Annotated in this window: 22 protein-coding genes; 8 read left to right on the forward strand and 14 right to left on the reverse strand. The window is 70.4% G+C overall.

From position 1 onward, the window contains the following. The first annotated feature begins 5 nt into the window (after positions 1-5). The 3 genes from ACGFY5_RS27485 (at position 6) to ACGFY5_RS27495 (ending at position 1,903) form a co-directional block, all read left to right on the forward strand. On the forward strand, positions 6-302 hold the full coding sequence (locus tag ACGFY5_RS27485) for a hypothetical protein (RefSeq protein ID WP_392724197.1): 297 nt from the start codon (positions 6-8) through the stop codon (positions 300-302). Between the two features lie 216 nt (positions 303-518). Continuing rightward, entirely contained in the window at positions 519-1,028 is a 510-nt protein-coding gene (locus ACGFY5_RS27490) for a DUF6932 family protein (RefSeq protein ID WP_392724199.1), read from the forward strand. Continuing rightward, positions 1,025-1,903 carry a hypothetical protein gene (locus tag ACGFY5_RS27495; RefSeq protein WP_392724201.1) on the forward strand — a complete coding sequence of 293 codons (879 nt, stop codon included), beginning with the start codon at positions 1,025-1,027 and terminating at the stop codon, positions 1,901-1,903. Before ACGFY5_RS27490 ends, ACGFY5_RS27495 begins: the two co-directional genes overlap by 4 nt. Positions 1,904-1,998: 95 nt before the next feature. On the opposite strand, the gene glnA is transcribed toward ACGFY5_RS27495, so the two are convergent. Further along, positions 1,999-3,420, reverse strand: a complete 1,422-nt coding sequence (gene glnA, locus ACGFY5_RS27500; protein ID WP_392724202.1) for a type I glutamate--ammonia ligase — start codon at positions 3,418-3,420, stop codon at positions 1,999-2,001. A 199-nt stretch (positions 3,421-3,619) separates the two neighbouring features. Here glnA and ACGFY5_RS27505 point away from each other — a divergent pair, with 199 nt between their 5' ends. After that, positions 3,620-4,000 (forward strand): RDD family protein, encoded by a 381-nt coding sequence (locus tag ACGFY5_RS27505; RefSeq protein ID WP_392724204.1) that lies wholly within the window; start codon positions 3,620-3,622, stop codon positions 3,998-4,000. A gap of 166 nt (positions 4,001-4,166) precedes the next feature. On the opposite strand, the gene ACGFY5_RS27510 is transcribed toward ACGFY5_RS27505, so the two are convergent. The 6 genes from ACGFY5_RS27510 to ACGFY5_RS27535 all read right to left on the reverse strand — a co-directional run bounded on the left by ACGFY5_RS27510 (position 4,167) and on the right by ACGFY5_RS27535 (position 8,232). Beyond that, on the reverse strand, positions 4,167-4,883 hold the full coding sequence (locus ACGFY5_RS27510) for a DUF4191 domain-containing protein (RefSeq protein ID WP_392724206.1): 717 nt from the start codon (positions 4,881-4,883) through the stop codon (positions 4,167-4,169). Between the two features lie 47 nt (positions 4,884-4,930). Then, on the reverse strand, positions 4,931-5,128 hold the full coding sequence (locus ACGFY5_RS27515) for a hypothetical protein (RefSeq protein WP_392724207.1): 198 nt from the start codon (positions 5,126-5,128) through the stop codon (positions 4,931-4,933). Between the two features lie 93 nt (positions 5,129-5,221). Continuing rightward, positions 5,222-6,175, reverse strand: a complete 954-nt coding sequence (gene lipA, locus ACGFY5_RS27520; RefSeq protein WP_392724209.1) for a lipoyl synthase — start codon at positions 6,173-6,175, stop codon at positions 5,222-5,224. Between the two features lie 38 nt (positions 6,176-6,213). Further along, the gene (locus tag ACGFY5_RS27525) at positions 6,214-6,636 is read right to left on the reverse strand and encodes a PPOX class F420-dependent oxidoreductase (RefSeq protein ID WP_392724210.1); all 423 of its coding nucleotides are present in this window, start codon (positions 6,634-6,636) and stop codon (positions 6,214-6,216) included. 89 nt (positions 6,637-6,725) lie between these two features. Beyond that, positions 6,726-7,382 carry a lipoyl(octanoyl) transferase LipB gene (gene lipB / locus ACGFY5_RS27530; protein ID WP_392724212.1) on the reverse strand — a complete coding sequence of 219 codons (657 nt, stop codon included), beginning with the start codon at positions 7,380-7,382 and terminating at the stop codon, positions 6,726-6,728. Positions 7,383-7,392: 10 nt separating this feature from the next. After that, a complete protein-coding gene (locus tag ACGFY5_RS27535) occupies positions 7,393-8,232 on the reverse strand; it encodes a HEAT repeat domain-containing protein (RefSeq protein WP_392724214.1) in 840 nt (279 codons plus the stop codon). 168 nt (positions 8,233-8,400) lie between these two features. Between ACGFY5_RS27535 and ACGFY5_RS27540 the strand changes: the two genes are divergently transcribed. Continuing rightward, positions 8,401-8,736, forward strand: a complete 336-nt coding sequence (locus tag ACGFY5_RS27540) for a hypothetical protein (protein WP_392724216.1) — start codon at positions 8,401-8,403, stop codon at positions 8,734-8,736. Here the strand turns inward: ACGFY5_RS27540 and ACGFY5_RS27545 are convergent. From ACGFY5_RS27545 to lpdA, 3 genes are all read right to left on the reverse strand, one after another. Further along, on the reverse strand, positions 8,690-9,583 hold the full coding sequence (locus ACGFY5_RS27545) for a TIGR01777 family oxidoreductase (protein WP_392724218.1): 894 nt from the start codon (positions 9,581-9,583) through the stop codon (positions 8,690-8,692). The genes ACGFY5_RS27540 and ACGFY5_RS27545 overlap by 47 nt on opposite strands. 191 nt (positions 9,584-9,774) lie before the next feature. Beyond that, positions 9,775-11,613, reverse strand: coding sequence for a 2-oxoglutarate dehydrogenase, E2 component, dihydrolipoamide succinyltransferase (gene sucB, locus ACGFY5_RS27550; protein WP_392724219.1), 1,839 nt, complete (start codon positions 11,611-11,613; stop codon positions 9,775-9,777). A 45-nt stretch (positions 11,614-11,658) separates the two neighbouring features. Further along, on the reverse strand, positions 11,659-13,038 hold the full coding sequence (gene lpdA / locus ACGFY5_RS27555; RefSeq protein ID WP_392724221.1) for a dihydrolipoyl dehydrogenase: 1,380 nt from the start codon (positions 13,036-13,038) through the stop codon (positions 11,659-11,661). A gap of 126 nt (positions 13,039-13,164) precedes the next feature. On the opposite strand from lpdA, the gene ACGFY5_RS27560 reads away from it, so the two are divergent. Further along, entirely contained in the window at positions 13,165-13,488 is a 324-nt protein-coding gene (locus ACGFY5_RS27560; RefSeq protein ID WP_392724223.1) for a hypothetical protein, read from the forward strand. A gap of 103 nt (positions 13,489-13,591) precedes the next feature. Here the strand turns inward: ACGFY5_RS27560 and ACGFY5_RS27565 are convergent, their stop codons facing one another. Continuing rightward, entirely contained in the window at positions 13,592-15,133 is a 1,542-nt protein-coding gene (locus ACGFY5_RS27565) for a leucyl aminopeptidase (protein WP_392724224.1), read from the reverse strand. Positions 15,134-15,224: 91 nt separating this feature from the next. Here ACGFY5_RS27565 and gcvT point away from each other — a divergent pair, with 91 nt between their 5' ends. Together gcvT and ACGFY5_RS27575 are read left to right on the forward strand one after the other, a co-directional pair. Further along, positions 15,225-16,361: a glycine cleavage system aminomethyltransferase GcvT gene (gene gcvT / locus ACGFY5_RS27570; protein ID WP_392724225.1), complete on the forward strand. Its 1,137-nt coding sequence runs from the start codon at positions 15,225-15,227 to the stop codon at positions 16,359-16,361. Between the two features lie 179 nt (positions 16,362-16,540). Then, positions 16,541-18,064 (forward strand): hypothetical protein, encoded by a 1,524-nt coding sequence (locus tag ACGFY5_RS27575; RefSeq protein WP_392724227.1) that lies wholly within the window; start codon positions 16,541-16,543, stop codon positions 18,062-18,064. Between the two features lie 46 nt (positions 18,065-18,110). On the opposite strand, the gene ACGFY5_RS27580 is transcribed toward ACGFY5_RS27575, so the two are convergent. From ACGFY5_RS27580 to ACGFY5_RS27590, 3 genes are read right to left on the reverse strand one after another with little or no spacing between them, the layout of a single operon-like run. Next, a complete protein-coding gene (locus ACGFY5_RS27580) occupies positions 18,111-18,908 on the reverse strand; it encodes an adenosylcobinamide-GDP ribazoletransferase (RefSeq protein WP_392724229.1) in 798 nt (265 codons plus the stop codon). Further along, positions 18,901-20,196: a nicotinate-nucleotide--dimethylbenzimidazole phosphoribosyltransferase gene (locus ACGFY5_RS27585; protein WP_392724231.1), complete on the reverse strand. Its 1,296-nt coding sequence runs from the start codon at positions 20,194-20,196 to the stop codon at positions 18,901-18,903. The genes ACGFY5_RS27580 and ACGFY5_RS27585 overlap by 8 nt, the downstream gene beginning before the upstream one ends. Beyond that, the gene (locus tag ACGFY5_RS27590) at positions 20,193-20,759 is read right to left on the reverse strand and encodes a bifunctional adenosylcobinamide kinase/adenosylcobinamide-phosphate guanylyltransferase (protein ID WP_392724232.1); all 567 of its coding nucleotides are present in this window, start codon (positions 20,757-20,759) and stop codon (positions 20,193-20,195) included. The genes ACGFY5_RS27585 and ACGFY5_RS27590 overlap by 4 nt, the downstream gene beginning before the upstream one ends. Between the last annotated feature and the right edge of the window lie 20 nt (positions 20,760-20,779).

Raw genomic sequence — 20,779 nt, forward strand, 5'->3', positions numbered from 1 at the left:
TTCCGATGTCCGAGCGCAACCCCTGGTTCGAGCCGCCGGTCCGGCCGACGCCCCGGGAGGCCGAAGCGGCCGGTGGCGCCGCGTCGCCGTGGCGTCTCTGGCCCCTGGGGCGCAACCGCTGGCTCCTGCTCCGCGCGGGCGACCCGATCGCCGAGCTCGGGGTGCTCGGCACCACCGAGTGGTGGGTGTGTCCGATCGGGGAGGCCCTGCCGTGGGCCGAGACGTACGGCTGCCGGAGCGCCGCGAGCCGCGCGGTGATCGTGTGGTGGCTGCACACCCACCCGTTCGGGGAGGAGGCGTGACGCGCGAACGCAGCACTCGCGAGCAGCCTCCACAACGTCGGGCGGCCACGTCCTGACCGATGAAGCCGTCGTTCCGGTCATCGTCTATCGCTGACCAGGGTGCCACGCGTCGGGTGGCTCATCAGCGAAAAGGCGGCCGGACAGGCCAGATAGGACCTAGCATCATCACTTCGAGTGCTTGTGTGGTGACTATGAGAGCGTGATGTAAGGGCGGAGATGGATTTACCCCTATGGACTTCGGACGGCCTGCTTCCGCCGGGTCCGCACGCGGCTGACCTTTCTGCGATATACGAGCGCCTTGTTCTGGATGCCCCCTTTCGGGAACGGCGCGAACTTCTCTACGCGGCTCTCGCAGTGCACCTTCGCCTCATGCGCGAGCTGATCCCAGAAGGTAGGGCGTGGATAGGGGGCGGCTTTTGCGTGCGAAAAGATCAGCCGCCCGCCGACGTTGACGTAGTAATTCTCCCAGCCGAATGGGATGATTTGAGAAAAATAGACATTCGTGGTCGCATGCAGCTGCATGCGTTACTGACGCTTCAAGATGTCGCAGTCCGCACACCGCCGATCTGGTTCGGGCGCCTCCAACCTGTCGGTGGGGTCCTGGATGCTTTCATCTGCTCCCCGGATCGGGAGGAGTACTGGCACGGGGCCTGGTCTCGAGTGACCGACGCTCGCGGCGAGGTCATCGACGGTCTAGCCAAAGGATATGCGGAGGTGACTTGGTGAGCGGGCTGTTCTTCGGTGCGGCACATGACACTCCAGGTGCTTCGTGGCTCGAGGACTTGGCGGCGGCTTCGGTCGCAGCGGCCGAGACGAAGTTCGCTCGAGGGGCCGGCAAAGACTCTTTCCTGCGGATCGATTTTCTGGGAAAGCATCAAATCGAGGCGCATGCCTCGTACTTGGTTACAAAGGCGGTACAGGATGCGACGGCAAAACTAGGTCATGTCATCCGTGACCCGAGGACGGAGACTCTCCGAGTCAACGCTGGCGATCGCGATAAAGCGAGGCTGATTCAGCGTGCGCAGGCGGGCAATATGATTGTATTCAGCTTTCCTGAGGCTGATGTGAATGGCGACGACTACTTGCCGGACTCTCGCGTCGAGACCCTCTCTGAGCTAGCTGCGCGGGAGTTGGTGAACATCCTGCCGAGCTCAGCCGAGGATGACGCCTCGCTGGACGCGGTCTTGGGTCAGCGACAAACGGTGCGCAATGCGGTTAACGACATGGTTGACGCCGTGCGAAAGACTTCGAGCCTCGAATTCAGCTTTTTCCCAACCTTCGGAGAAATGGTTGGGTCGATTCTGTCGGTGGATCAGGCGGATGCTCTACACAACAGCCTGCAAGAAATCCGCACCGACCGCCGGACCGTCTCGATATCGGGTCGACTTGACGGTGTCAGAACGAAGCGGCGAATCTTCTATCTCGAACCGGACAGCGGGGGAGACGTTCAGGGCGCGCTGGGGCCGGAACTACTCGAAGACATCAGAGCAAATCTCGACAAGCGCGTGACGGCCGTGCTGGAGGAGGAGTTGGTGCAGACTCGCGCGGGTAGGCGAAGCCGGCCGGTCTACCGGCTTGTGGGCCTGACGCCCTCGGGGTAGGCCAAACGCCGAAAGCCGCCTCCCCGGGGAACGGGAGGCGGCCCAGCGACGGACTGACGGTGGTGTGCCGGGCTCAGGCCCGGCACACCGGTCGATCAGATGTCGTAGTACAGCGCGAACTCGTGCGGGGTCGGGCGCAGACGCACCGGGTCGACCTCGTTGGCCCGCTTGTACTCGATCCAGGTCGAGATGAGGTCCGGCGTGAACACGCCGCCCTCGAGCAGGTAGTCGTGGTCCACCTCGAGGCGGTCGAGCACCTCGGGGAGCGAACCGGGAACCTGCGAGACCTCGGCCAGCTCGTCCGGCGGGAGCTCGTAGAGGTCCTTGTCGACCGGCGTCGGCGGCTCGATCTTGTTCTTGATGCCGTCGAGGCCGGCCATCAGCATTGCGGAGAACGCGAGGTAGGGGTTGGCCGACGGGTCCGGCACGCGGAACTCGATGCGCTTGGCCTTCGGGCTGCTCACGATCGGGATACGCGTGCAGGCCGAGCGGTTGCGCTGCGAGTACACCAGGTTGACCGGGGCCTCGTAGCCCGGCACGAGGCGCCGGTACGAGTTGACGGTCGGGTTGGTGAACGCGAGCAGCGACGGGGCGTGCTTGAGCAGACCACCGATGTACCAGCGCGCGGTGTCCGAGAGACCGGCGTAGCCGACCTCGTCGTACATGAGCGGGTTGCCGTCTTTCCACAGGCTCTGGTGGGTGTGCATACCCGAGCCGTTGTCACCGAAGAGCGGCTTCGGCATGAAGGTGACGGTCTTGCCGGCGGCCCACGCGGTGTTCTTAATGATGTACTTGAACAGCATCAAGTTGTCGGCGGAGTGCAGCAGAGTCGAGAACTTGTAGTTGATCTCGGCCTGACCGGCGGTGCCGACCTCGTGGTGGCCACGCTCGACGCTGATGCCCACCTGCTGCAGGTTGTTCACCATGCTGTCGCGCAGGTCAGCGAAGTGGTCGATCGGCGGGACCGGGAAGTAACCGCCCTTGTAGTTGGTCTTGTAGCCCCGGTTGCCGCCCTCTTCCTCGCGGCCGCTGTTCCAGGCGCCCTCGACCGAGTCGACGTAGTAGTACGAGCTGTGCTGGTTGGTGTCGAAGCGGATCGAGTCGAAGATGTAGAACTCCGCCTCCGCACCGAAGTACGCGGTGTCCGCGATGCCGCTGCTGGCCAGGTACTGCTCGGCCTTCTTGGCGACGTTGCGCGGGTCGCGCGAGTAGGACTCGCGGGTGAACGGGTCGGCGATGAAGAAGTTCAGCGCGACCGTCTTGTTGACGCGGAACGGGTCGACGAAGGCCGTCGAGACGTCCGGCAGCAGGAGCATGTCCGACTCGTGGATCTGCTGGAAGCCGCGGATCGACGACCCGTCGAACGCCAGCCCCTCTTCGAGGATGTCCGTGTCGAACGACTCAACCGGGATCGTGAAGTGCTGCATGACACCCGGCAGGTCACAGAAACGGACGTCGACGAAGCGAACGCTCTCGTCCTGGATGAACCGGATCAGTTCGTCGGGCTGGGAAAACATCCATCCTCCGTCAGTGTGGGTCGCTGGCCACAACGTAGGAAGCGCCGGTTGCCTGCCAATGTCCCATCAGTTTCGCCGATGTTAACCAGGGTGACGGGACGAAGGCGGAGGCGCTCATTTTCGGACAGCTTAGGACGAACCCTACGGGCGGCGTAAGTCACGTTCTCGCCGGCGTCCCTGTCACCGCTAGGGTCGAGGGGTGAGCTCTACCGCCGTCGGCCTTCCGTCAACTGCTTCATTCGGACGCCGTGCCGCAGCATTTCTCGTGGACGGTGTCCTGTGCGCGATGGTCGCCGGGTTGTTCACGTACCCCGATCCGCCGGGGGGCTGGAGCACGCTGGTGTTCCTGGTGGCCTACACGGCGTTCATCGGGATCTTCGGTGAGTCGCCGGGCATGCGGCTACTGAAGATCCACTGCCAGGGTGTAGCCGACGGCCGCCCGATCGGCCTGGCCCGCGCACTCCTGCGCACCGCGCTGATCATCCTGCTGATCCCGGCCCTGCTCATCACGTCCGACGGCCGCCGCTGGCACGACAAAGTGACTGGGGCAATAGTCGTGCCCAATCAGCGCGACGCCTGACGTCGATCTCAAGCATTCACTCTAGAGCGCCGCTTCGGCGCGAGTAGTTGCTTGAACCTGGAGCCCGCTCAGGGCGACGCTGCCGATCGGGCGGCAGGACGCCGCGTATAAGTGATACTCAAGTCCTGCCGCCCGCTCGGCAGCGTCGTTCTGGGCGGGCCGCCCACTAACGGCCTCGGTACATTTGTTGTTTGGCGCCCTTCATGGCGCGGGCGCTCTTCGGCATGGGGCCCTTGGGGATGGGCGGGCGGGCGCCGCCGAGGCCCTGGAGGCGCTGGGCGACCTGGCCCACCTGGTTCGGCGTCAGGGTCTTCGGCATTTTCTGCAGGTGCGACTGCAGCTTGCGGATCGACACCTTGTCCTCGTCCTCGCCGACGATCACGTCGTGGATCGCGACATCGGTCAGCACCCGGCTGACCCGCTTCCGCTCGGTGCTGATCAGCTGCTTCACCCGGTGCGGGGCACCTTCGCCGAGCAGGACCACGCCCGGACGGCCGACCACTCGGTGGACGACGTCCTGCTGCTGGCTGACCTGCACGGCCGGCGTGAACTTCCAGTTCCGCTGGTTACGGTTGCCCGGCATCGACTCCAGCACCGCGAGCGCGGCTCCGGGCTGGCCCTCCACCTGCGCATACGTCGCCTTCTGGACGCGCCGGCTGAACACGATCAGCGTCGCGAGAACGGCGATCAGCACCGCGAGCGGCACGATGACCCACAGCCCGGTGAGCCAGGCGACGCCGATGCCGACGAGCAGGGGCACCAGGAACGCCGCGAGCATCAGCGGAACGATCAGACGATCGTGCCCCCGAACGAACTTGAACACCTGGAAGATCTGTCGGACCCGCTGGCGGAAGCCGACTTTTTCGGGGGTGGCGGAGGTCATGCTCCAAGTCTAGAGCGCGCCGTGAGCGCGCAAAATGGCGAGCCCGATCAGACGTGACGGTTGGCTCGCCGGGCCACCGCGCCCGGCACCGCGAAGGCAGCAGCGGCTTCCCGACGATCGCGGGCCCGACGGTTGTCCTCGCTCATCGCTGCCCAGGCGTTACGACGCGCGGTGCGCTGGCCCCCCTCGGGGAGCAGCGCGATCGCCGACGTGACCAGCTGGCGCAGTGGCTGAACGGCGGTCACGGCAACCTCCTGATTACTGAAAGTAATTTCACGTTTACGTTCCGCATACACATTCTGCCGGATCGCCGTGTCCGACGTGTGTCGAGTGCGTATCTAGACCGCGGCGATCGCGGTTGCCCGCGCGTCGATCGCCTGCTGGTAGAGCCGCCCGGCGCGGTACGACGAGCGCACCAGCGGCCCGGACAGCACGCCCGCGAAGCCGATCTCCTCGGCCTGCTCGCGGAACGCCACGAACTCCTCCGGCTTCACCCAGCGCGAGACCGGGTGGTGCAGCGCGGACGGGCGCAGGTACTGCGTGATCGTCACCAGGTCGCAGCCGGCGCTGTGCAGGTCGCGCAGCGCCTCGGTGACCTCCTCCGGCTCCTCGCCCATACCCAGGATCAGGTTGGACTTGGTGACCAGACCGGCCGCCCGCGCCTGCCGGATGACGTCCAGCGAGCGCTCGTACCGGAACCCCGGACGGATCCGCTTGAAGATCCGCGGAACGGTCTCGATGTTGTGCGCGAACACCTCGGGCGCGGACTCGAAGACCTCGCCGAGCAGCTCGGGGACGGCGTTGAAGTCGGGAGCCAGCAGCTCGACGCCGGTGCCCGGGTTCAGCTCGTGGATCTGCCGCACGGTCTCGGCGTAGAGCCACGCACCACCGTCGGGCAGGTCGTCGCGGGCGACGCCGGTGACCGTGGAGTAGCGCAGGCCCATCGCCTGGACGCTCTCCGCCACGCGGCGGGGCTCGTCACGGTCGAGCGCCTTCGGCTTGCCGGTGTCGATCTGGCAGAAGTCGCAGCGCCGGGTGCACTGGTCGCCACCGATCAGGAAGGTGGCTTCGCGGTCTTCCCAGCATTCGTAGATGTTCGGACAGCCGGCTTCTTCGCAGACCGTGTGCAGGCCTTCCCGTTTCACCAGACCCTTGAGGTCGGTGTACTCGGGCCCCATCTTGGCCGTTACGCGGATCCATGGTGGCTTGCGCTCGATCGGGGTCTCCGCGTTGCGGGCCTCCAACCGGAGCAGTTTGCGTCCATCGGGCTGCACCGTTGTCACAGCACGCAAGCCTACGCCGGTTTGAGGATCCAACGACGTGGCGCGGCTCACCCCTGATCGAGCGTGATCTCCAGGCCGATCTGCCCCCGCCTGCCGACGCCGATCAGGCGCCCGATCGCCGCGCCGAGGGCCGAGATGCGGAACTGCCAGCCGTACTTCGCCTTCAGCGCGGCGTCGAGCATGCGCTTTTCGTCGCGCCGCATGATGCGGACGTGTGCCGCCACGGGGTCGCCGAGCAGCGACCCGCTCTGGTCGCAGGGCGCGACCGTCGCCACGGGCTGGTTGCGCAGGCGCTTGACCTTCCCGGACTCGGCGCCGGTCCACACCAGGAGCCGGCCGCCGAACGGCGCCGCCCACACCGTCGTGGGGACGGCGGTGCCGTCGCGACGGAACGTGGTGAGGCTCAGATAGGGCTCGGTCGCCAACTCGGTGAACGTCTCGGAAGTGGGTCTTTCGTCCGTGTGAGACATCAGGCCACCTCCGGGAGGACGGATACGGTCGGGTTTGCCTACCACAAAAGTGGTCAGGTCGTCCGGCCGCTTCCCCCGAACCGGCTTGTTCAAACCCGGTCGGGACCGCCCGCAAGAGACGGCAGCCGCGGCTCCACCAGGGCGATCGCGTCGTCCACTGTCACGGTGCGGCCCAGCTCGGCCGAGAGCGACGTGACGCCCGCGTCCTGGATGCCGCACGGCACGATGTTGCCGAATCCGCGCAGCTCGGAGTTGCAGTTGAGCGCGAACCCGTGCATCGCCACGCGGCGGCTGACCCGCACGCCGATCGCGGCGATCTTGCGCTCCGGGCCCCGGTCGTCGGCGGGGAGCCAGACGCCGGTGCGGCCTTCGACGCGCGTGGTGGCGAGGCCGAACTCCGCGCAGACGTCGATCAGCATCGCTTCGATGCGCCGCACGTACGCGACGACGTCGAGCGGGCGGGGCAGCTGGACGATCGGGTAGCCGACCAGCTGGCCGGGACCGTGCCAGGTGATCTTGCCGCCGCGGTCGACGTCGACGACCGGGGTGCCGTCGAACGGGCGCTCGTGGTCCTCGGTGCGGCGACCGGCGGTGTAGACGTCGTGGTGCTCGAGCAGCAGCACGGTGTCGGGAATCTCGTCGGCGACGCGCAGCGCGTGCAGGCGACGCTGCTCCTCCCACACCTCGCGGTATTCGTTGAGGCCCGGCAGGCGTCGTACGTCGGTGGGGGCCGTAGCGAGCGTCATGCTCCGAAGGCTACGCCGCGCGGGGACCCACTCCGGCCCAGCCGTGCGTGCGGGCGATCGCGCCCAGCGTCGAGTCGTCGAGCACGTCCAGCGCGTGCTGGTCGCTGCCGAGACGCCCGGCGACCGCAGTGGCCAGCTCGGTCGCCCGGTACGGCGCCAGTTCGAGCAGGTCGAGCGCGATCCGCCACCAGCCGGGGTCGGCGTCGGCGGCCAGCGGGCCACCGCAGCGGTACCAGGCGGCCAGGCCGTCGATCAGGTCGGCGCCGATGCCGTCGGGGTCGGTGAGACGGGCCACCGCGGCCACCGTGCGGGCCGCTCCGCCGTCCCACCCGTCGAGGTGGCGGATCACCAGCGGGTGCAGCGAGCAATCGCCGAGCGCGCCGGCCGCCTCCACCTCCAGCAGCCACACGTCGGACCGGCACAGGGCCGCACGCACCGCGGGGAGCGCTCGGGCGTCACGCCGCCGCGCCAGGCCGATCAGCGCCTCGCGCCGGGCCTCACCGTGCCGGTCGGTGAGCCGCGCGGCTAGCGCCTCCCGGACCGTCGTTCCGTCGACCTCGTCCATCTGGGTACCCAGCCCGAAGCACGCCCAGTTGCGGACGTCACCGTGGGGATCGGCCGTGAGGCTGATCAGCGCGTCGACCGCGAGCGGTGCGAACGGGGCGTTGATCTCCATCGCCGCGAGGTGCGGCAGCGCGCGGGCCACTGCGGTGCGGACCGCCGGCGCGTCATGGTCGACGAGCCCCAGAACGGGCCCGAATGCCGCGACCTCTCCGGCGGCGGCGTCGACGGCGCCCGCCAGGTCGTCCGGCTCCGAGGTCGGGTCCCCGGCGAGTGTGATGAGGTCCATGCGATCACCGTCCCCCGAACGCGAACGCCTTACACCGGAACGATCGCACCGTCCCGTCGAGAAGAGACTACGGTGCGCCGTCCCCCGTGTGACCGTGCTTGTGGATAACCAAACACGGCTGTGGACGCCCGGCGCGGCGCCACCGCGATCGGCCTACCGTCCGACGTCATGGATGGAACCTCTCGATTACGGGTCGGCGAGGTGGTGGCGGTGTTCGCGCCCCTCGCCGAAGCGCTCGCACCCGGAGACGGGGCGGGTCACCTCGCGGCGCTCGCCGTGCGATCGCTGCTGGGCCTCCCGACGGGGCCCGCTCTTCCGGCCGAATGGCCCGAGCGGCTGGTCGCGAACGGAGTGCCGGCCGGGTTGGTGACGGTGCTGGCCGCGGCCGTCGCCGGGCGTCGCCCCACCGCCGGGGAAGTGGCCACCGCGTTGCGGGCCACCTGCGACCCCATCCCGCTCAGGCCAGTGAGTACCGCAGAGCCGAGGCGAGCGTGTTGTCGGTGAACGTGAACCCGGAGTCGAGCAGCACGCCCGGCACCGAGCGCTTGCTCGACAGGATGCCGTTGTCGGCGAAGTCGCCGAGCGCGAGGCGCAGCGCGAACGCCGGGACGGTGGCCAGCGCCGGTCGGTGCACCTGCCGGGCGAACTCCGCGGTGAACTCGGCGTTGGTGACCAGTTCGGGGCCCACCAGGTTCACCGGGCCGGCGACGTCCTCGGCGGTGAGCAGGAACTGGATCGCGGCCACCTCGTCGCGCAGCGAGATCCACGGCCACCACTGCTGCCCGGAGCCCAGGCGGCCACCGAGGCCAGCTTTGAACAGCGGCTTCAGGCGGCCCATCAGCCCGCCGGAGGGGCCCATCACGAGCCCGGAACGCAGATGGGCCACCCGGACACCGGCTTCCTCGGCCGGAGCGGTGGAGGCCTCCCAGACGCGGCACAGGTCGGCGAGGAACCCGGTGCCGAACGGGTGGTCCTCGCGGACCTCCTGGTCGCCGGTGTCGCCGTACGCGTCGATGCCGGACGCGGAGAGCAGCACCTTCGGTGGTTTCTCGGCTCGCGCGGCCGCGGTCGCGATCGTCCGCGTGGAGTCGACGCGGCTGTCGATGAGCGTCGCCTTGTACTTCGACGTCCACCGCCGGTCGCCGACGCCCGCACCGGAGAGGTGCACGATCGCGTCGGAACCGGAGAGGGCTTGCGGGTCCAGGTGCCCGGCGGCCGGGTCCCAGCGCACCTGGTCGGCGCCGGTCGGCTCGCGGCGCACCAGGCGGATCACCTCGTGCCCGTCCCCGCGCAGGGCGTCGGCCAGCGACGTCCCGATCAGGCCGCTCGCGCCACTCACCACGATCCTCATGACGCGATCCTCTCGCGCCAGACCGCGGCTCGCGACTCGAGGCGCGCGCGTCCGCAACATGTCTCGCCCGGCTCGGCCCGGCCCGGCTCGGCGCGCGCCCACGCGTGCTCGCCCGGGCCGGGCGAGCACGCCGTGCATCGGCACCGAATGCCGACGGCCCGCCCGGGAGGGGCGGGCCGTCGGAAGGACTGTCAGGCCAGGCCGAGTTCGCCCTCGAAGGCGCCGGCCTCGAGACGCTGCTTGATCGCGCCCAGGAAGCGAGCGGCGTCCGCGCCGTCCACGATCCGGTGGTCGTAGGAGAGCGCCAGGTAGATCATCGACCGCGGCGCGATGACCTCGCCGAGGTTCGGGTCGTTGATCACGACGGCACGCTTGACGACCGCGCCAGTGCCGAGGATGCCCGAGTTCGGCTGGAAGATGATCGGCGTGTCGAACAGGGCGCCCACGCTGCCGGTGTTGGTCAGCGTGAAGGTCGCCCCGGCCAGCTCGTCCGGAGTGACCTTGTTGTTGCGGGTGCGGTCCGCGAGGTCGGCGATTTTCCGGGCCATGCCGGCCAGGTTGAGGTCACCGGCGTCCCGCACGGTCGCCACCAGCAGGCCGCGCTCGGTGTCCACCGCGATGCCCAGGTGCTCGGCAGCCGGGTAGGTGACGGTGCCCTCGTCCATGTTGAGCACCGAGTTGAGCTGCGGGTACTGCTGCAGCGCCTCGACGGCCGCAACCGCGAAGAACGGCAGGAACGTCAGCTTCACGCCGTGCCGGGCCTGGAAGTCGTTCTTCGCCCGCTGCCGCAGCTGCGCGATCTTCGTGACGTCGACCTCGATGACCTGGGTCAGCTGGGCCGCGACCTGCAGCGACTCGACCATCCGCTGGGCGATCACCTTGCGCAGGCGGGTCAGCTTCTCGGTGCGGCCACGCAGCGGCGACGGCTGCGCCGGAGCCTTCGGCGCGGCGGCCGGAGCGGAGGCGGCGGGCGCTGCTGCCGCCGGGGCCGCAGCGGCGGCCTTCTTGGCCTCCGCGGCGTCGAGGATGTCCTGCTTGCGGATCCGGCCACCGACGCCGGTGCCCTTGACGCTGCCCAGGTCGATGCTGTGTTCCGCGGCGAGCTTGCGCACGAGCGGCGTCACATAGGCGCCCTGGCCGTTGTCGGCTGCGGGGGCCTCGGAGCTCTCCGGGGCCCGCGACGGCGCCGGGGCGGGAGCGGAGGCGGGTGCGGCGTCCTGCGGCGGCGTCGACTCGACGGCCGCGCGAGCCGGCTCCTCGGACTCCTCCGCCGTGGGGTTCTCGGGCTGCGCCGGCTGCGGCTCGGGCTTCGGCTCCGACTTGGGCTCCGACTTGGGCTCGGACTTGGGCGCCGGGGACGGCTCGGACTTGGTGGGGGCGGAGTCGGCCGAGCCGATCACGCCCAGCTCGCCGCCGACCTCGACGGTGGCGTCCTCGTCGGCGCTGATCGACAGCAGCGTGCCGGCGACCGGCGACGGGATCTCGGTGTCGACCTTGTCGGTCGAGACCTCGAGCAGCGGCTCGTCCACGGCGACGGAGTCGCCGACCTGCTTGAGCCAGCGGGTGACGGTGCCCTCGGTGACCGACTCGCCCAGCGCGGGCATCTTCACCGAGGTGCCCTCGCCGCCACCGCTCGGCGCGGCTTCGGCCTGTGGCGCGGTGGCCTCTTCGTCGGAGTCGGTGGAGGGGGCCTCGGCCGGCTCGTCGGCGGGCTCGTCGGTGGGCTCCTCGGCCGCGGCCTCGGCGGCCGGCTCCTCGGACGGGGCGGGGGCGCTCGAACCGGCGTCCTCACCCTCGTCGCCGATGACACCGAGCTCGCCGCCGACCTCGACGGTGGCGTCCTCGTCCGCGGTGATCGACAGCAGCGTGCCGGCGACGGGCGAGGGAATCTCGGTGTCGACCTTGTCGGTCGAGACCTCGAGCAGCGGCTCGTCGACGGCGACGGTGTCACCGACCTGCTTGAGCCAGCGGGTCACGGTGCCCTCGGTGACCGACTCGCCGAGTGCGGGCATCGATACGGAAGTCGGCATTGTCTGTGCGGCTCCTCGAACTATTTGATCGTTGGCGCGGGTGTGTCACCCGTGTACGTGCAACGGCTTTCCCGCCAGCGCGAGGTGAGCCTCACCGAGCGCTTCGGACTGGGTCGGATGCGGATGCAGGAGCGGCGCGACATCCTCGGGAAAAGCCTCCCAGTTGTAGATCAGCTGGGCCTCGGCTGCCAGTTCACCCATCCGGCTGCCGACCAGATGGACACCGAGTACCGGACCGTCCTTCGCGCGCAACACCGTTACCGCGCCGGAGGCCCGCAAAATCGTAGCCTTGCCGTTGCCGGCGAGGTCGTACTGGACTTCGTCGATGTCGTACCCCCGGGCGCGGGCTTCAGCCGTGGTCAACCCCACCGAGGCCACCTCCGGCTCGGAGTACGTGACGCGGGGCGCGCCCGCGTAGTCGATGGGCGTCACCGGCAGGCCGGCGATCCGCTCGGCCACCAGGATGCCCTCGGCGAACCCGACGTGCGCGAGCTGGGGCGTCGGGATCAGGTCTCCGACGGCCGAGATCGTCGGCACGTTCGTCGAGCACAGAGGGTCGACGAGGACGTGCCCGCGCTCCACCGCGACGCCGGCCTCCTCGTAGCCCAGGCCGGCCGAGACCGGTGCGCGGCCGACCGCGACCAGCAGGAGCTCGGCGTCCAGCACGGAATCGTCGGACAAGTGCACTTGGACGCCGGTGGCGGTGTTTTTGACATCGGCGAACCGGACGCCGGTACGGAAACCGATACCCCGGCGGCGGAACGCACGCTCGAGACGGTTGGACGAGGACTCCTCCTCGGCGGGCAGCAGCCGGGGAAGCGCCTCGACGATCGTCACGTCGACGCCGAGCGAGCGCCAGGCGCTGGCGAACTCCACGCCGATCACGCCGCCGCCGAGCACCACCGCGCTGGCCGGCAGCTGCGCGAGGCGCAGCGCGTGGTCGCTGGTGAGCACCCGCTGTCCGTCGATCTCCAGGCCCGGGAGCGTGCTCGGCGCCGAGCCGGTGGCCAGCACGAGGTGACGGCCCTCGTAGGTCTCGCCGTCGACCTCGACCGTCGTCGGGGACGTCAGCCGTCCGCGCCCGTTGACCACCGTGATGCCTCGGCTGCCCACCAGGCCCGTGAGGCCGCGGTACATCTTGTTGACGACGCCGTCCTGGTAGGCCAGCACCGCGGTGACGTCGATGCCGGAGAACTCGGCCTTGACGCCGAACCGGGCGGCCTCGCGAGTGGTGTCGGCCACCTCGCCCGCGTGCAGCAGGGCCTTGGTAGGGATGCAGCCGCGGTGCAGGCAGGTGCCACCGAGCTTGTCCTGCTCGATCAGAACGACCGACAGGCCCAGTTCCGCGGCCCGGAGTGCACAGGAGTAACCGCCACTACCACCGCCGAGTACGACGAGGTCGTGCGCTGGACCTCCGCCCACCATTTCTCCCGAGGCTCCCGAGCTTTTGACTCTTGCCCCAATCCTGTCACTAGCCGAAGTCGGATCGCGACGTGGGTTACCACCGCAGGTCGTGCAGGTTGCCTACACTCGGGGCAGGGAGGTGCCCCCGTGAGTTTCTTACGACGGAAGAAATCCCGGCCGGGGACGCCGCGCGGTGCGCAGCGTGAGGACATCGCGCACCTGGAGGAGTTCGCCAGGACCCGGCGCGGGGTAGAGGCGTACGTCGAGCCGCAGACGAACGTGACAGCGATGACGGTGATCCTCATCGCGACCGACGGCGAGTGGACGCGCCGCCGGATCGGCAGCCCGGACGATGCCCGCAAGCTGGGCCAACGCCTGGGCATGCCGGTCTACGACGTCGCCGCGGTCGGCTACCCCACCCGCATGCGCGAATGGTCTCGCAAGAGGGCGGCCCGCCCAGACCAAACCTGACAGGCGAGCGCGAACCCTTGAGTAGGCACCTATACGCGGCGGATTCGCGCTCGACTGTCAGCTTTGCCCTGGGCGGGCTCCAGGTTCAAGCCTGAAGCCTCGGTCAGCCGTTGTGGGCGATGTCTTCGACGGTCTCGATGAGCGTGCGGAGGGGGACTCCGGTGGCGCCCTTCGGGGTGTAGCCGTGCGGGGTCTTCGTGTTGTACGACGGCCCCGCGATGTCGATGTGTGCCCACTGGACCTCGTCCGGCACGAACCGCGACAGGAACGAGCCGCCCTGGAGCATGTGACCGGCCCGGTCGAACCCGGCGTTGATCTGCGTGACGTCGGCGATCGCGGAGTCCATGCCCGAGCGCACCTCGTCGGGCAGCGGCATCGGCCACATCGGCTCACCCGTGCGCGCACCGGCGTCCTTGAGGCGGGCCAGCAGCTCGGTCGAGCCCATCAGACCCGAGATGCGCTCGCCCAGCGAGACGACCTGGCCGCCGGTGAGCGTCGAGGTCTCCAGCAGGTAGTCCGGCTCGTCCTCGACGGCCCTGGCGATCGCGTCGGCCAGGATCATCCGGCCCTCGGCGTCGGTGTTGAGCACCTCGACCTTCGTGCCGCCGTACATCGTCACGACGTCACCCGGCCGGTACGCCGAGCCCGACGGCATGTTCTCGGCCATCGGCACGTACGCGGTGACCTTCACGGCCGGCTGCAACCGCGCGATCGCGGTCATCGCCGCGACCACGCACGCGGCGCCGGACATGTCGCTCTTCATGTCCTGCATGTTCTGCGCCGGCTTGATCGAGATACCGCCGGTGTCGAACGTGATGCCCTTGCCGACCAGCGCGACGTGCTTGTCGTACTCCGCCGGGGTGTAGGCGATCCGGACGAGCTGCGGGCCCGCCTCCGAACCCAGCCCGACGGCCAGGATGCCGCCGTACCCGCCCGCCCTCAGCGCGTCGGTATCGAGAACGTCGACTTCCAGACCGGCATCGGCCGCCGCCTCCGCCGCCTGAGCGGCGAACGCCGGCGGACGGAGGTCGTTCGGCGGGGTGTTGATCCAGTTGCGGGCCAGCCGGACCGCGTCGGTGACGGCCTTGACCCGGTCGGTCTCGCCCTGCAGCTCGATCTCGCCACGGCCGGTGGCGTCCGCGAGCAGCACGAGTTCGCGGACCGGCGGACGGTAGCTCGGGGGCAGCTCGCTCTTGTAGCCGACGAAGTCGTAGGCGCCGAGCGTGGCGCCCTCGAGCACCGGGCGGGTGAGCGACGGGTCGGAGTCGACGAGCGCCAGGCCGACCCGGTCGGTGCCGGTCAGCGCGCGGATCGCCGCACCGGCCGCACGCCGGTAGTTCTCGTGCGGGTCGGGGCTGCCGGGCTTCGGCTCGACCGGGCCGAGCCCCACCGCGGCCACGACCGGAGCGGTGGTGGCCCCGAGCGTGGCGACCTTCACGACCTCGCCGGTGACGCCGTTCGCTCCCAGTCTCGCGAGCACGTCGAGCAGGCGTCCGCCGAGCGCGGTGTCCACGGCGGCCGCGCCGGGGCCGAGACTGAGCTGCTCGCCGTCGCGATGGACGCCGATGACGACGGCGTCGACCTCGGCGTCGACGGCGCCGGCGCCGGACACGGTCAGGACAGCTGCCTCGGTGGGTCGCGTCATTCTCGCTCCAGATTCCGGTTGAGTGCCGTGGCGATGCTACGGCGCGACACCCGGGCCGACTGCGATCGACCCTGACGGTACGTTCGCCAGCATGACCAGCAGCGACCCGAGTAGCCATCACGCCGCGCCCGAATCGCCCCTGCGCCGTTCGCCGTTGCACGATCGGCACGTCGCGCTCGGCGCCAAGTTTGCCGAGTTCGGCGGCTGGGAGATGCCACTTCAGTATTCCGGCGTCATCGACGAGCACACGGCGGTGCGCACCGCGGTGGGGGTGTTCGACGTTTCGCACCTCGGCAAGGCGCTCGTCGCCGGGCCGGGCGCCGCGGAGTTCGTGAACGCGACCCTCTCCAACGACCTGGGCCGGATCGGACCGGGCAAGGCGCAGTACACGCTGTGCTGCGACGAGTCCGGCGGCGTGGTCGACGACCTGATCGCCTACTACGTCGCCGACGACCGGGTGTTCCTGGTGCCGAACGCGGCGAACACCGCGGCGGTGGTTTCGCGGTTGGCGGCCGCCGCGCCAGTCACGGTCCAGGTGACCGATCAGCACGCCGAGTACGCGGTGCTCGCGGTGCAGGGGCCGCGGTCGGCGGAGCTGCTCGCCGCGATCGGGCTGCCCGCCGACCACGACTACATGGGCTTCGTGGAGGCCGAGCACGAGGGCGTGCCGGTGATCGTCTGCCGCACCGGCTACACCGGCGAGCACGGCTACGAGCTGCTGCCGCGCTCGGAGTTCGCCGAGCCGCTGTGGGACGCGCTGCTCGGCGCCGGCGAGGCGTTGGGTGTGCGCCCGGCCGGGCTCGGCGCTCGGGACACGCTGCGCACCGAGATGGGTTATCCGCTGCACGGGCAGGACCTGTCACTGGAGATCAGCCCGCTGCAGGCCCGGAGCAGCTGGGCGGTCGGCTGGAAGAAGCCGTCGTTCTGGGGCCGGGATGCGCTGCTCGCGGAGAAGGAAGCCGGACCGGCGCGTCGCCTGGCGGGGCTGGAGGCGCTCGACCGGGGGATCCCGCGGGTCGGCATGGCCGTGCTCGACGCCGACGGTGGGCGGATCGGCACCGTCACGAGTGGCACGTTCTCGCCCACCCGGAAGGTGGGGATCGGGCTCGCGTTGCTCGATACGGCTGCCGGGGTGGCGGTGGGCGACGAGGTGACGATCGACGTCCGGGGACGGCGGTCGCGGGTGCGGGTCGTCGATCCGCCGTTCGTGCCGTCACACGTGAGGTGAGTCGCACGCTCGGTGACCTGCACCGTTGCGGTGCCCGGTCAAAAGCTCACGTTTGGGGACCCGATGATGTGTGTTCGCTAGGGGATCATCGGGTAGGCCGTCTGGGGCCGCGCCCGACGTGCGCGCCGACGTAGCCTGAATCTCCGTGACCCTGACCGTCCTCGACCTGCCGAAGGCGCATGACTGAGCCGAACCTGCCCGCCCGTCCCGATCCGCCCAGCCGTGAGACCGCTCCGGACGTGAACTCCACGTCGGCGTCACCGGCTCCGTCGACCACCGGCGGGGCCAGACGTGCTGATACGCCTGCGCTCGAGGAACCCACCACCCGGGGGATCGATTCGCTCGAGCTCCCGCCGTTGCCGCCGGTCACGACATCGGACTCGGCGCCCGTGGGGCACTCGCTGAAGACGCCCGGTGCGGCGTCTCCCGCGGCTACCCCGACGGCTGACGAGCCGATGAAACCCGCTGTTCCGCGGCCCGTGACCGCGGAGTCGGAGTTCCGCGGTGCGGCGGCCGCTGCGACCGGTGGTGCGCTGTCCACGGGATATCGGGGGTACTCGACGGGGTATTCCGGGTACACGTCGCGCGCGACCGGCAGCGGTCACGTGGCGCCCGCGACCGGTAGCCCGATCGCTGCCTCCCAGGTACCTCCGGCGCTGCGGGGGCCGGAGCAGCCGGAGGAGGAGCGGAAAGACGAGAAGAAGGGCTTCCTCGGGATCTCGGGGGGCCAGGTTCTCGCCGGTGCGATGGCGGCGTCCACGTCCGCTGTCGCCGCGTCCTACCTCGGCGTGGCCGGGACGGTGCTCGGCGCCGGGCTCGGCAGCGTGATCGCCACCGTGAGCACCGCCGTCTACCAGAAGTCCATCCAGCGGTCCGGCAAGGTGCTGCAGACCGTGGTGACGACGACGGTCGGCGGTGCGCAGGTGCCGGTGGACGACGTGCTGCACGAAGGTCGCGACTCGTCGACGGTGGCGCCGGATCCGAGCCTGCCGGGAGTGACGCAGGTCGGGCGTGGTCTGCCGGATCCGCACATGGCGGAGACGCACGTGATGGACGCGGTGCCGGAGGATGCCACGCGTCCGTTCGGGACACCCGTGGTCAGTGGGTCCGGGGTTTTCACGACGAACGGGACCGTGGGTGGCGCTGCTGGCGGCACCGCCTACGGGGCTGCTTCGGTGCCGCCGCCGGGTCGGCCGAACGGCGACGGAACCGTCTACGGCGGTAGGCCGGCCTGGTACGACGGGCTCCCGTGGAAACGGATGGCGCTGACCAGCGCCGCGCTGTTCCTGCTGGTGATGGGCATCATCACGACCATCGAACTGTTCGAGGGCCGCACCGTGGCCGACGCGGTGAACGGTCGACAGGGCAGCGGTACGACGTTCAACCACGTCGTGACCGGCGGCAACAACAGCGACACGAGCCCGACGCCGACGCCCTCGGACAGCGAGAGCAGCAGCGAGGACGCGACGCCGAGCGAGTCGCCGAGCGAGGACGTCAGCCCGTCCGACGAGGGCAGCGAGAGCCCGAGCGGCGAGCCGACCGAGTCGCCCGACCCCACCGAGGGTGACGTTCCGGCCGACGGGACGTCCGAGCAGCCGGCCCCGGACGAGACGCCGCAGCGCGGCGAGGCGTCCGCGTCGGCGCCGATCGCGCCGATGACCGACTCGGTCAGCACCCTCCCGAGCGCGAGCCCGCTCGACTGAGCTCCACCGCACTCTGACTGCCCGTCCGGATCATCCGGGCGGGCAGTCACCGTGTCAGGGGGAGGGAGACCGACCAGGGTTGGATCACGAGGACCACCAGGGCGGCGGTGGTGGCTACCTCGCAGGCGGCGCCCAGTACGTCGCCGGTGATGCCACCGAAGCGACGGACGCAGTGGCGGACGAGGGCCCAGGCGACGACGAGTCCGGCCGCCACGGCCAAGGGCCCACGCCAGAGGGTGGGGCCGCCGACACCGGTGGCGAGGGCTGCGGAGACGACCACCGCGCAGGTCGTCAGCGCGAGCGCGATCGGGGAGATCGTGCTGGCGACGAGCGCTCCCAACCCGTTCGGCCGTGCGGACGGGACGCCGACGCGGCACGCCCAGGTGATCGCCGTGCGGCCGGTCGCCGAGCCGACCGCCGGGAGTAGCAGCAGCGGCAGCACCGCGCGAGTCTCCGTGACCGACGCCAGGCACGCCACCTGGGCGACACCCACGAGGATCAGCGTGACGACGCCGAACGGGCCGATGTCGGGGGCCTTCATCACGGCCAGGGCGCGCTGCGGCTCGCCGTAGGAGCCGAGGCCGTCGGCGGTGTCGGCGAGCCCGTCGAGGTGCAGGCCGCGGGTGACGAGCGCCAGCGTGCCGACGCCGAGCACGCCCGCTGCCAGCGGAGGGATGCCGACGAGCGTCGCGATCAGCAGGACGACACCGGCGGCGAGGCCGACGGTCGCCCCGACGAGCGGGGCGAGCAGCATCGCGCCGCCCCCGGTCTCCCGGTCCATCCGGCCGGCGCGCACCGGAGCGACGGTGAGCATCGAGAACGCGAGCCGCGCGGCGTCACCCACCGCTCGGCGCGTCTCCCGCTCGCCTCACCGCATCCGTCGGTGCCGCGGGGTTCGCCGCCAGCGGCGTGGGATCGAGCGAGGGCTCAGGATCGACCGCAAGCGGATCAGCCGGGTCGAGCGGCTCGATCACCGCCGGGTCGACGTCCTCCGGCTGCACGATGGGCACGTCCGCCTCGGGGGCGCGCGGGCCGGCGTCATAGCCTCCGACGCCGCCGATCTCGTCGCCCGGGTCGACGGTGACCTCGACCTCGTCGGGGGTCTCCTCGACGCGTTGGGGGGCGGTACGGGTGAGTTCGATCGCCGCGGTGAGCACCGGGAGCGCCAACAGGGCGCCCGCACCGTCGCCGAGGCGGACGCCGAGGTTCACGGCGGGCTCGAGGCTCAGCATCGAGAACGCCTGCTTCTCGCCGGCGCGCCCGGACCCGTGCGGCGCGTACCACCAGCGAGGCGCCTCGAACGCGAGGGCTCGCGCGACCAGCGCGGCCGCGGCGGCGCCGACGCCGTCGAGCAGGGCGGGTGTGCGCCGGGCCGCGGTACGCACCAGAAAACCGGCAGCGGCGGCCAGGTCGGCGCCGCCGCCGATCGCGAGCAGACGCCGGGTGGCGAGGGTGGCCGCTGCCGTGGAGACGCGGCGCATGCCATCGCGGACGGCGGCGCAGCGTTCGATCCACACCGCGTCGGGGACGTGCGCGTCGTAGCCGAGTGCCCGCACCGGCTCGACGTCGCAGAGGGAACCGATGATCACGGTTGCGGGGATGAGGGCCGACTCGGTGAGGACGACCGGGATCACCAGGTCGGCACCGGCGTCGACCTCCTCGTCGGCTACTCGGGCGCCGAGGTCGAGCGCGGCGTCGACCTGTTCGGGGGTGAGCGGATCCTCGTGGTGGAGCGCGGGGCTGCCGGCCCGTACGCGCCGAGCCGAGACGTCGCCCGGCAGGGGGTCGCCGGCCAGCCCGGCGTCGATCAGGCGGATCGAGACCCCGGCCCGCTCCGCGAGCAGCGCCAACGCACCCTCCCCGGCCAACAGGGCCCGAGCCTCGTCCGCCCCGTCGGCCACGCCGTGGTCGGCGGCGAAGGCGATGAGGCGGATTCGATGGAACGGGGTGCCGTCCGGGCGCACGGTGCCTACCCAGCGGGCCACGTCGGCCAGGGTTCCGGTGGCGGTGCGCCAACCGGCCAGCCGCGCCTGAGCTGCCTCACCGGCCGCCCAGTCGGGGGCCACGGGCGTGAGGCTCTCCAGCAACGAAGGTTCGGGCGGTGGCGCGCCCTCGACGTCCGGCTCAGTCACGACAGGAGGCTATCCGCCCGGTCCGACAACCCGAGTGCCCGCCCGGCCACGATGAGTACCGCGTGTTCGCAGATCTCGGCCAGCCGCTGGTTCAGCGTGCCCTGGGCGTCGACGAAGACGCGGCCGGAGCGGGTCGCGGGGACGATGGTCCAGCCCACCTCCGGGCTGACCAGGACCAAGTCGGCCGGGCAGGCCGTGACGGCGTCCAGCAGGGCCGAGACGTCGGCGGCGATTGCTCCCCACGGGTCGGCGGCCTCCCACGCCGAAGCGGCGTCGAAAGCACCGACCAGCCAGCTCCCGATGTCGTCGACCAGCGCCACCGCGTCCGGTGGAAGCGTCCCCAGCGCTGCGGGCAGGTCTCCGGGGGAGCCACCGACCTCCACGGTGGTCCACGGCTCCGGCCGGCGTTCCCGATGCGCCCGCACGCGCTCCGCCCACTCCCGATCACCCGGCCGATCCGGCGCGGTGGCCAGATAGCACACCGCCCGAGCTGACCGGGCCGCCTCGCGTTCGGCCCACGCGGACTTACCGGAGCGGATCCCGCCGAGTACCAGCGTGTGCATCGAGAAGTCCTTGTAGGTTC

This window comes from Cryptosporangium sp. NPDC048952, from assembly GCF_043197895.1.
Taxonomy (GTDB): domain Bacteria; phylum Actinomycetota; class Actinomycetes; order Mycobacteriales; family Cryptosporangiaceae; genus Cryptosporangium.

What these genes read in the sequence shown, in the direction of transcription:
- gcvT (WP_392724225.1), top strand. Translation starts at nt 15,225, where the DNA reads ATGACCAGCAGCGACCCGAGTAGCCATCACGCCGCGCCCGAATCGCCC.
- sucB (WP_392724219.1), bottom strand. Translation starts at nt 11,613, where the DNA reads ATGCCGACTTCCGTATCGATGCCCGCACTCGGCGAGTCGGTCACCGAG.
- ACGFY5_RS27485 (WP_392724197.1), top strand. Translation starts at nt 6, where the DNA reads ATGTCCGAGCGCAACCCCTGGTTCGAGCCGCCGGTCCGGCCGACGCCC.
- ACGFY5_RS27545 (WP_392724218.1), bottom strand. Translation starts at nt 9,583, where the DNA reads ATGAGGATCGTGGTGAGTGGCGCGAGCGGCCTGATCGGGACGTCGCTG.
- glnA (WP_392724202.1), bottom strand. Translation starts at nt 3,420, where the DNA reads ATGTTTTCCCAGCCCGACGAACTGATCCGGTTCATCCAGGACGAGAGC.
- ACGFY5_RS27540 (WP_392724216.1), top strand. Translation starts at nt 8,401, where the DNA reads ATGGATGGAACCTCTCGATTACGGGTCGGCGAGGTGGTGGCGGTGTTC.
- lipB (WP_392724212.1), bottom strand. Translation starts at nt 7,382, where the DNA reads ATGACGCTCGCTACGGCCCCCACCGACGTACGACGCCTGCCGGGCCTC.
- ACGFY5_RS27535 (WP_392724214.1), bottom strand. Translation starts at nt 8,232, where the DNA reads ATGGACCTCATCACACTCGCCGGGGACCCGACCTCGGAGCCGGACGAC.
- ACGFY5_RS27525 (WP_392724210.1), bottom strand. Translation starts at nt 6,636, where the DNA reads ATGTCTCACACGGACGAAAGACCCACTTCCGAGACGTTCACCGAGTTG.
- lpdA (WP_392724221.1), bottom strand. Translation starts at nt 13,038, where the DNA reads ATGGTGGGCGGAGGTCCAGCGCACGACCTCGTCGTACTCGGCGGTGGT.
- ACGFY5_RS27490 (WP_392724199.1), top strand. Translation starts at nt 519, where the DNA reads ATGGATTTACCCCTATGGACTTCGGACGGCCTGCTTCCGCCGGGTCCG.
- ACGFY5_RS27510 (WP_392724206.1), bottom strand. Translation starts at nt 4,883, where the DNA reads ATGACCTCCGCCACCCCCGAAAAAGTCGGCTTCCGCCAGCGGGTCCGA.
- ACGFY5_RS27565 (WP_392724224.1), bottom strand. Translation starts at nt 15,133, where the DNA reads ATGACGCGACCCACCGAGGCAGCTGTCCTGACCGTGTCCGGCGCCGGC.
- ACGFY5_RS27590 (WP_392724232.1), bottom strand. Translation starts at nt 20,759, where the DNA reads ATGCACACGCTGGTACTCGGCGGGATCCGCTCCGGTAAGTCCGCGTGG.
- ACGFY5_RS27575 (WP_392724227.1), top strand. Translation starts at nt 16,541, where the DNA reads ATGACTGAGCCGAACCTGCCCGCCCGTCCCGATCCGCCCAGCCGTGAG.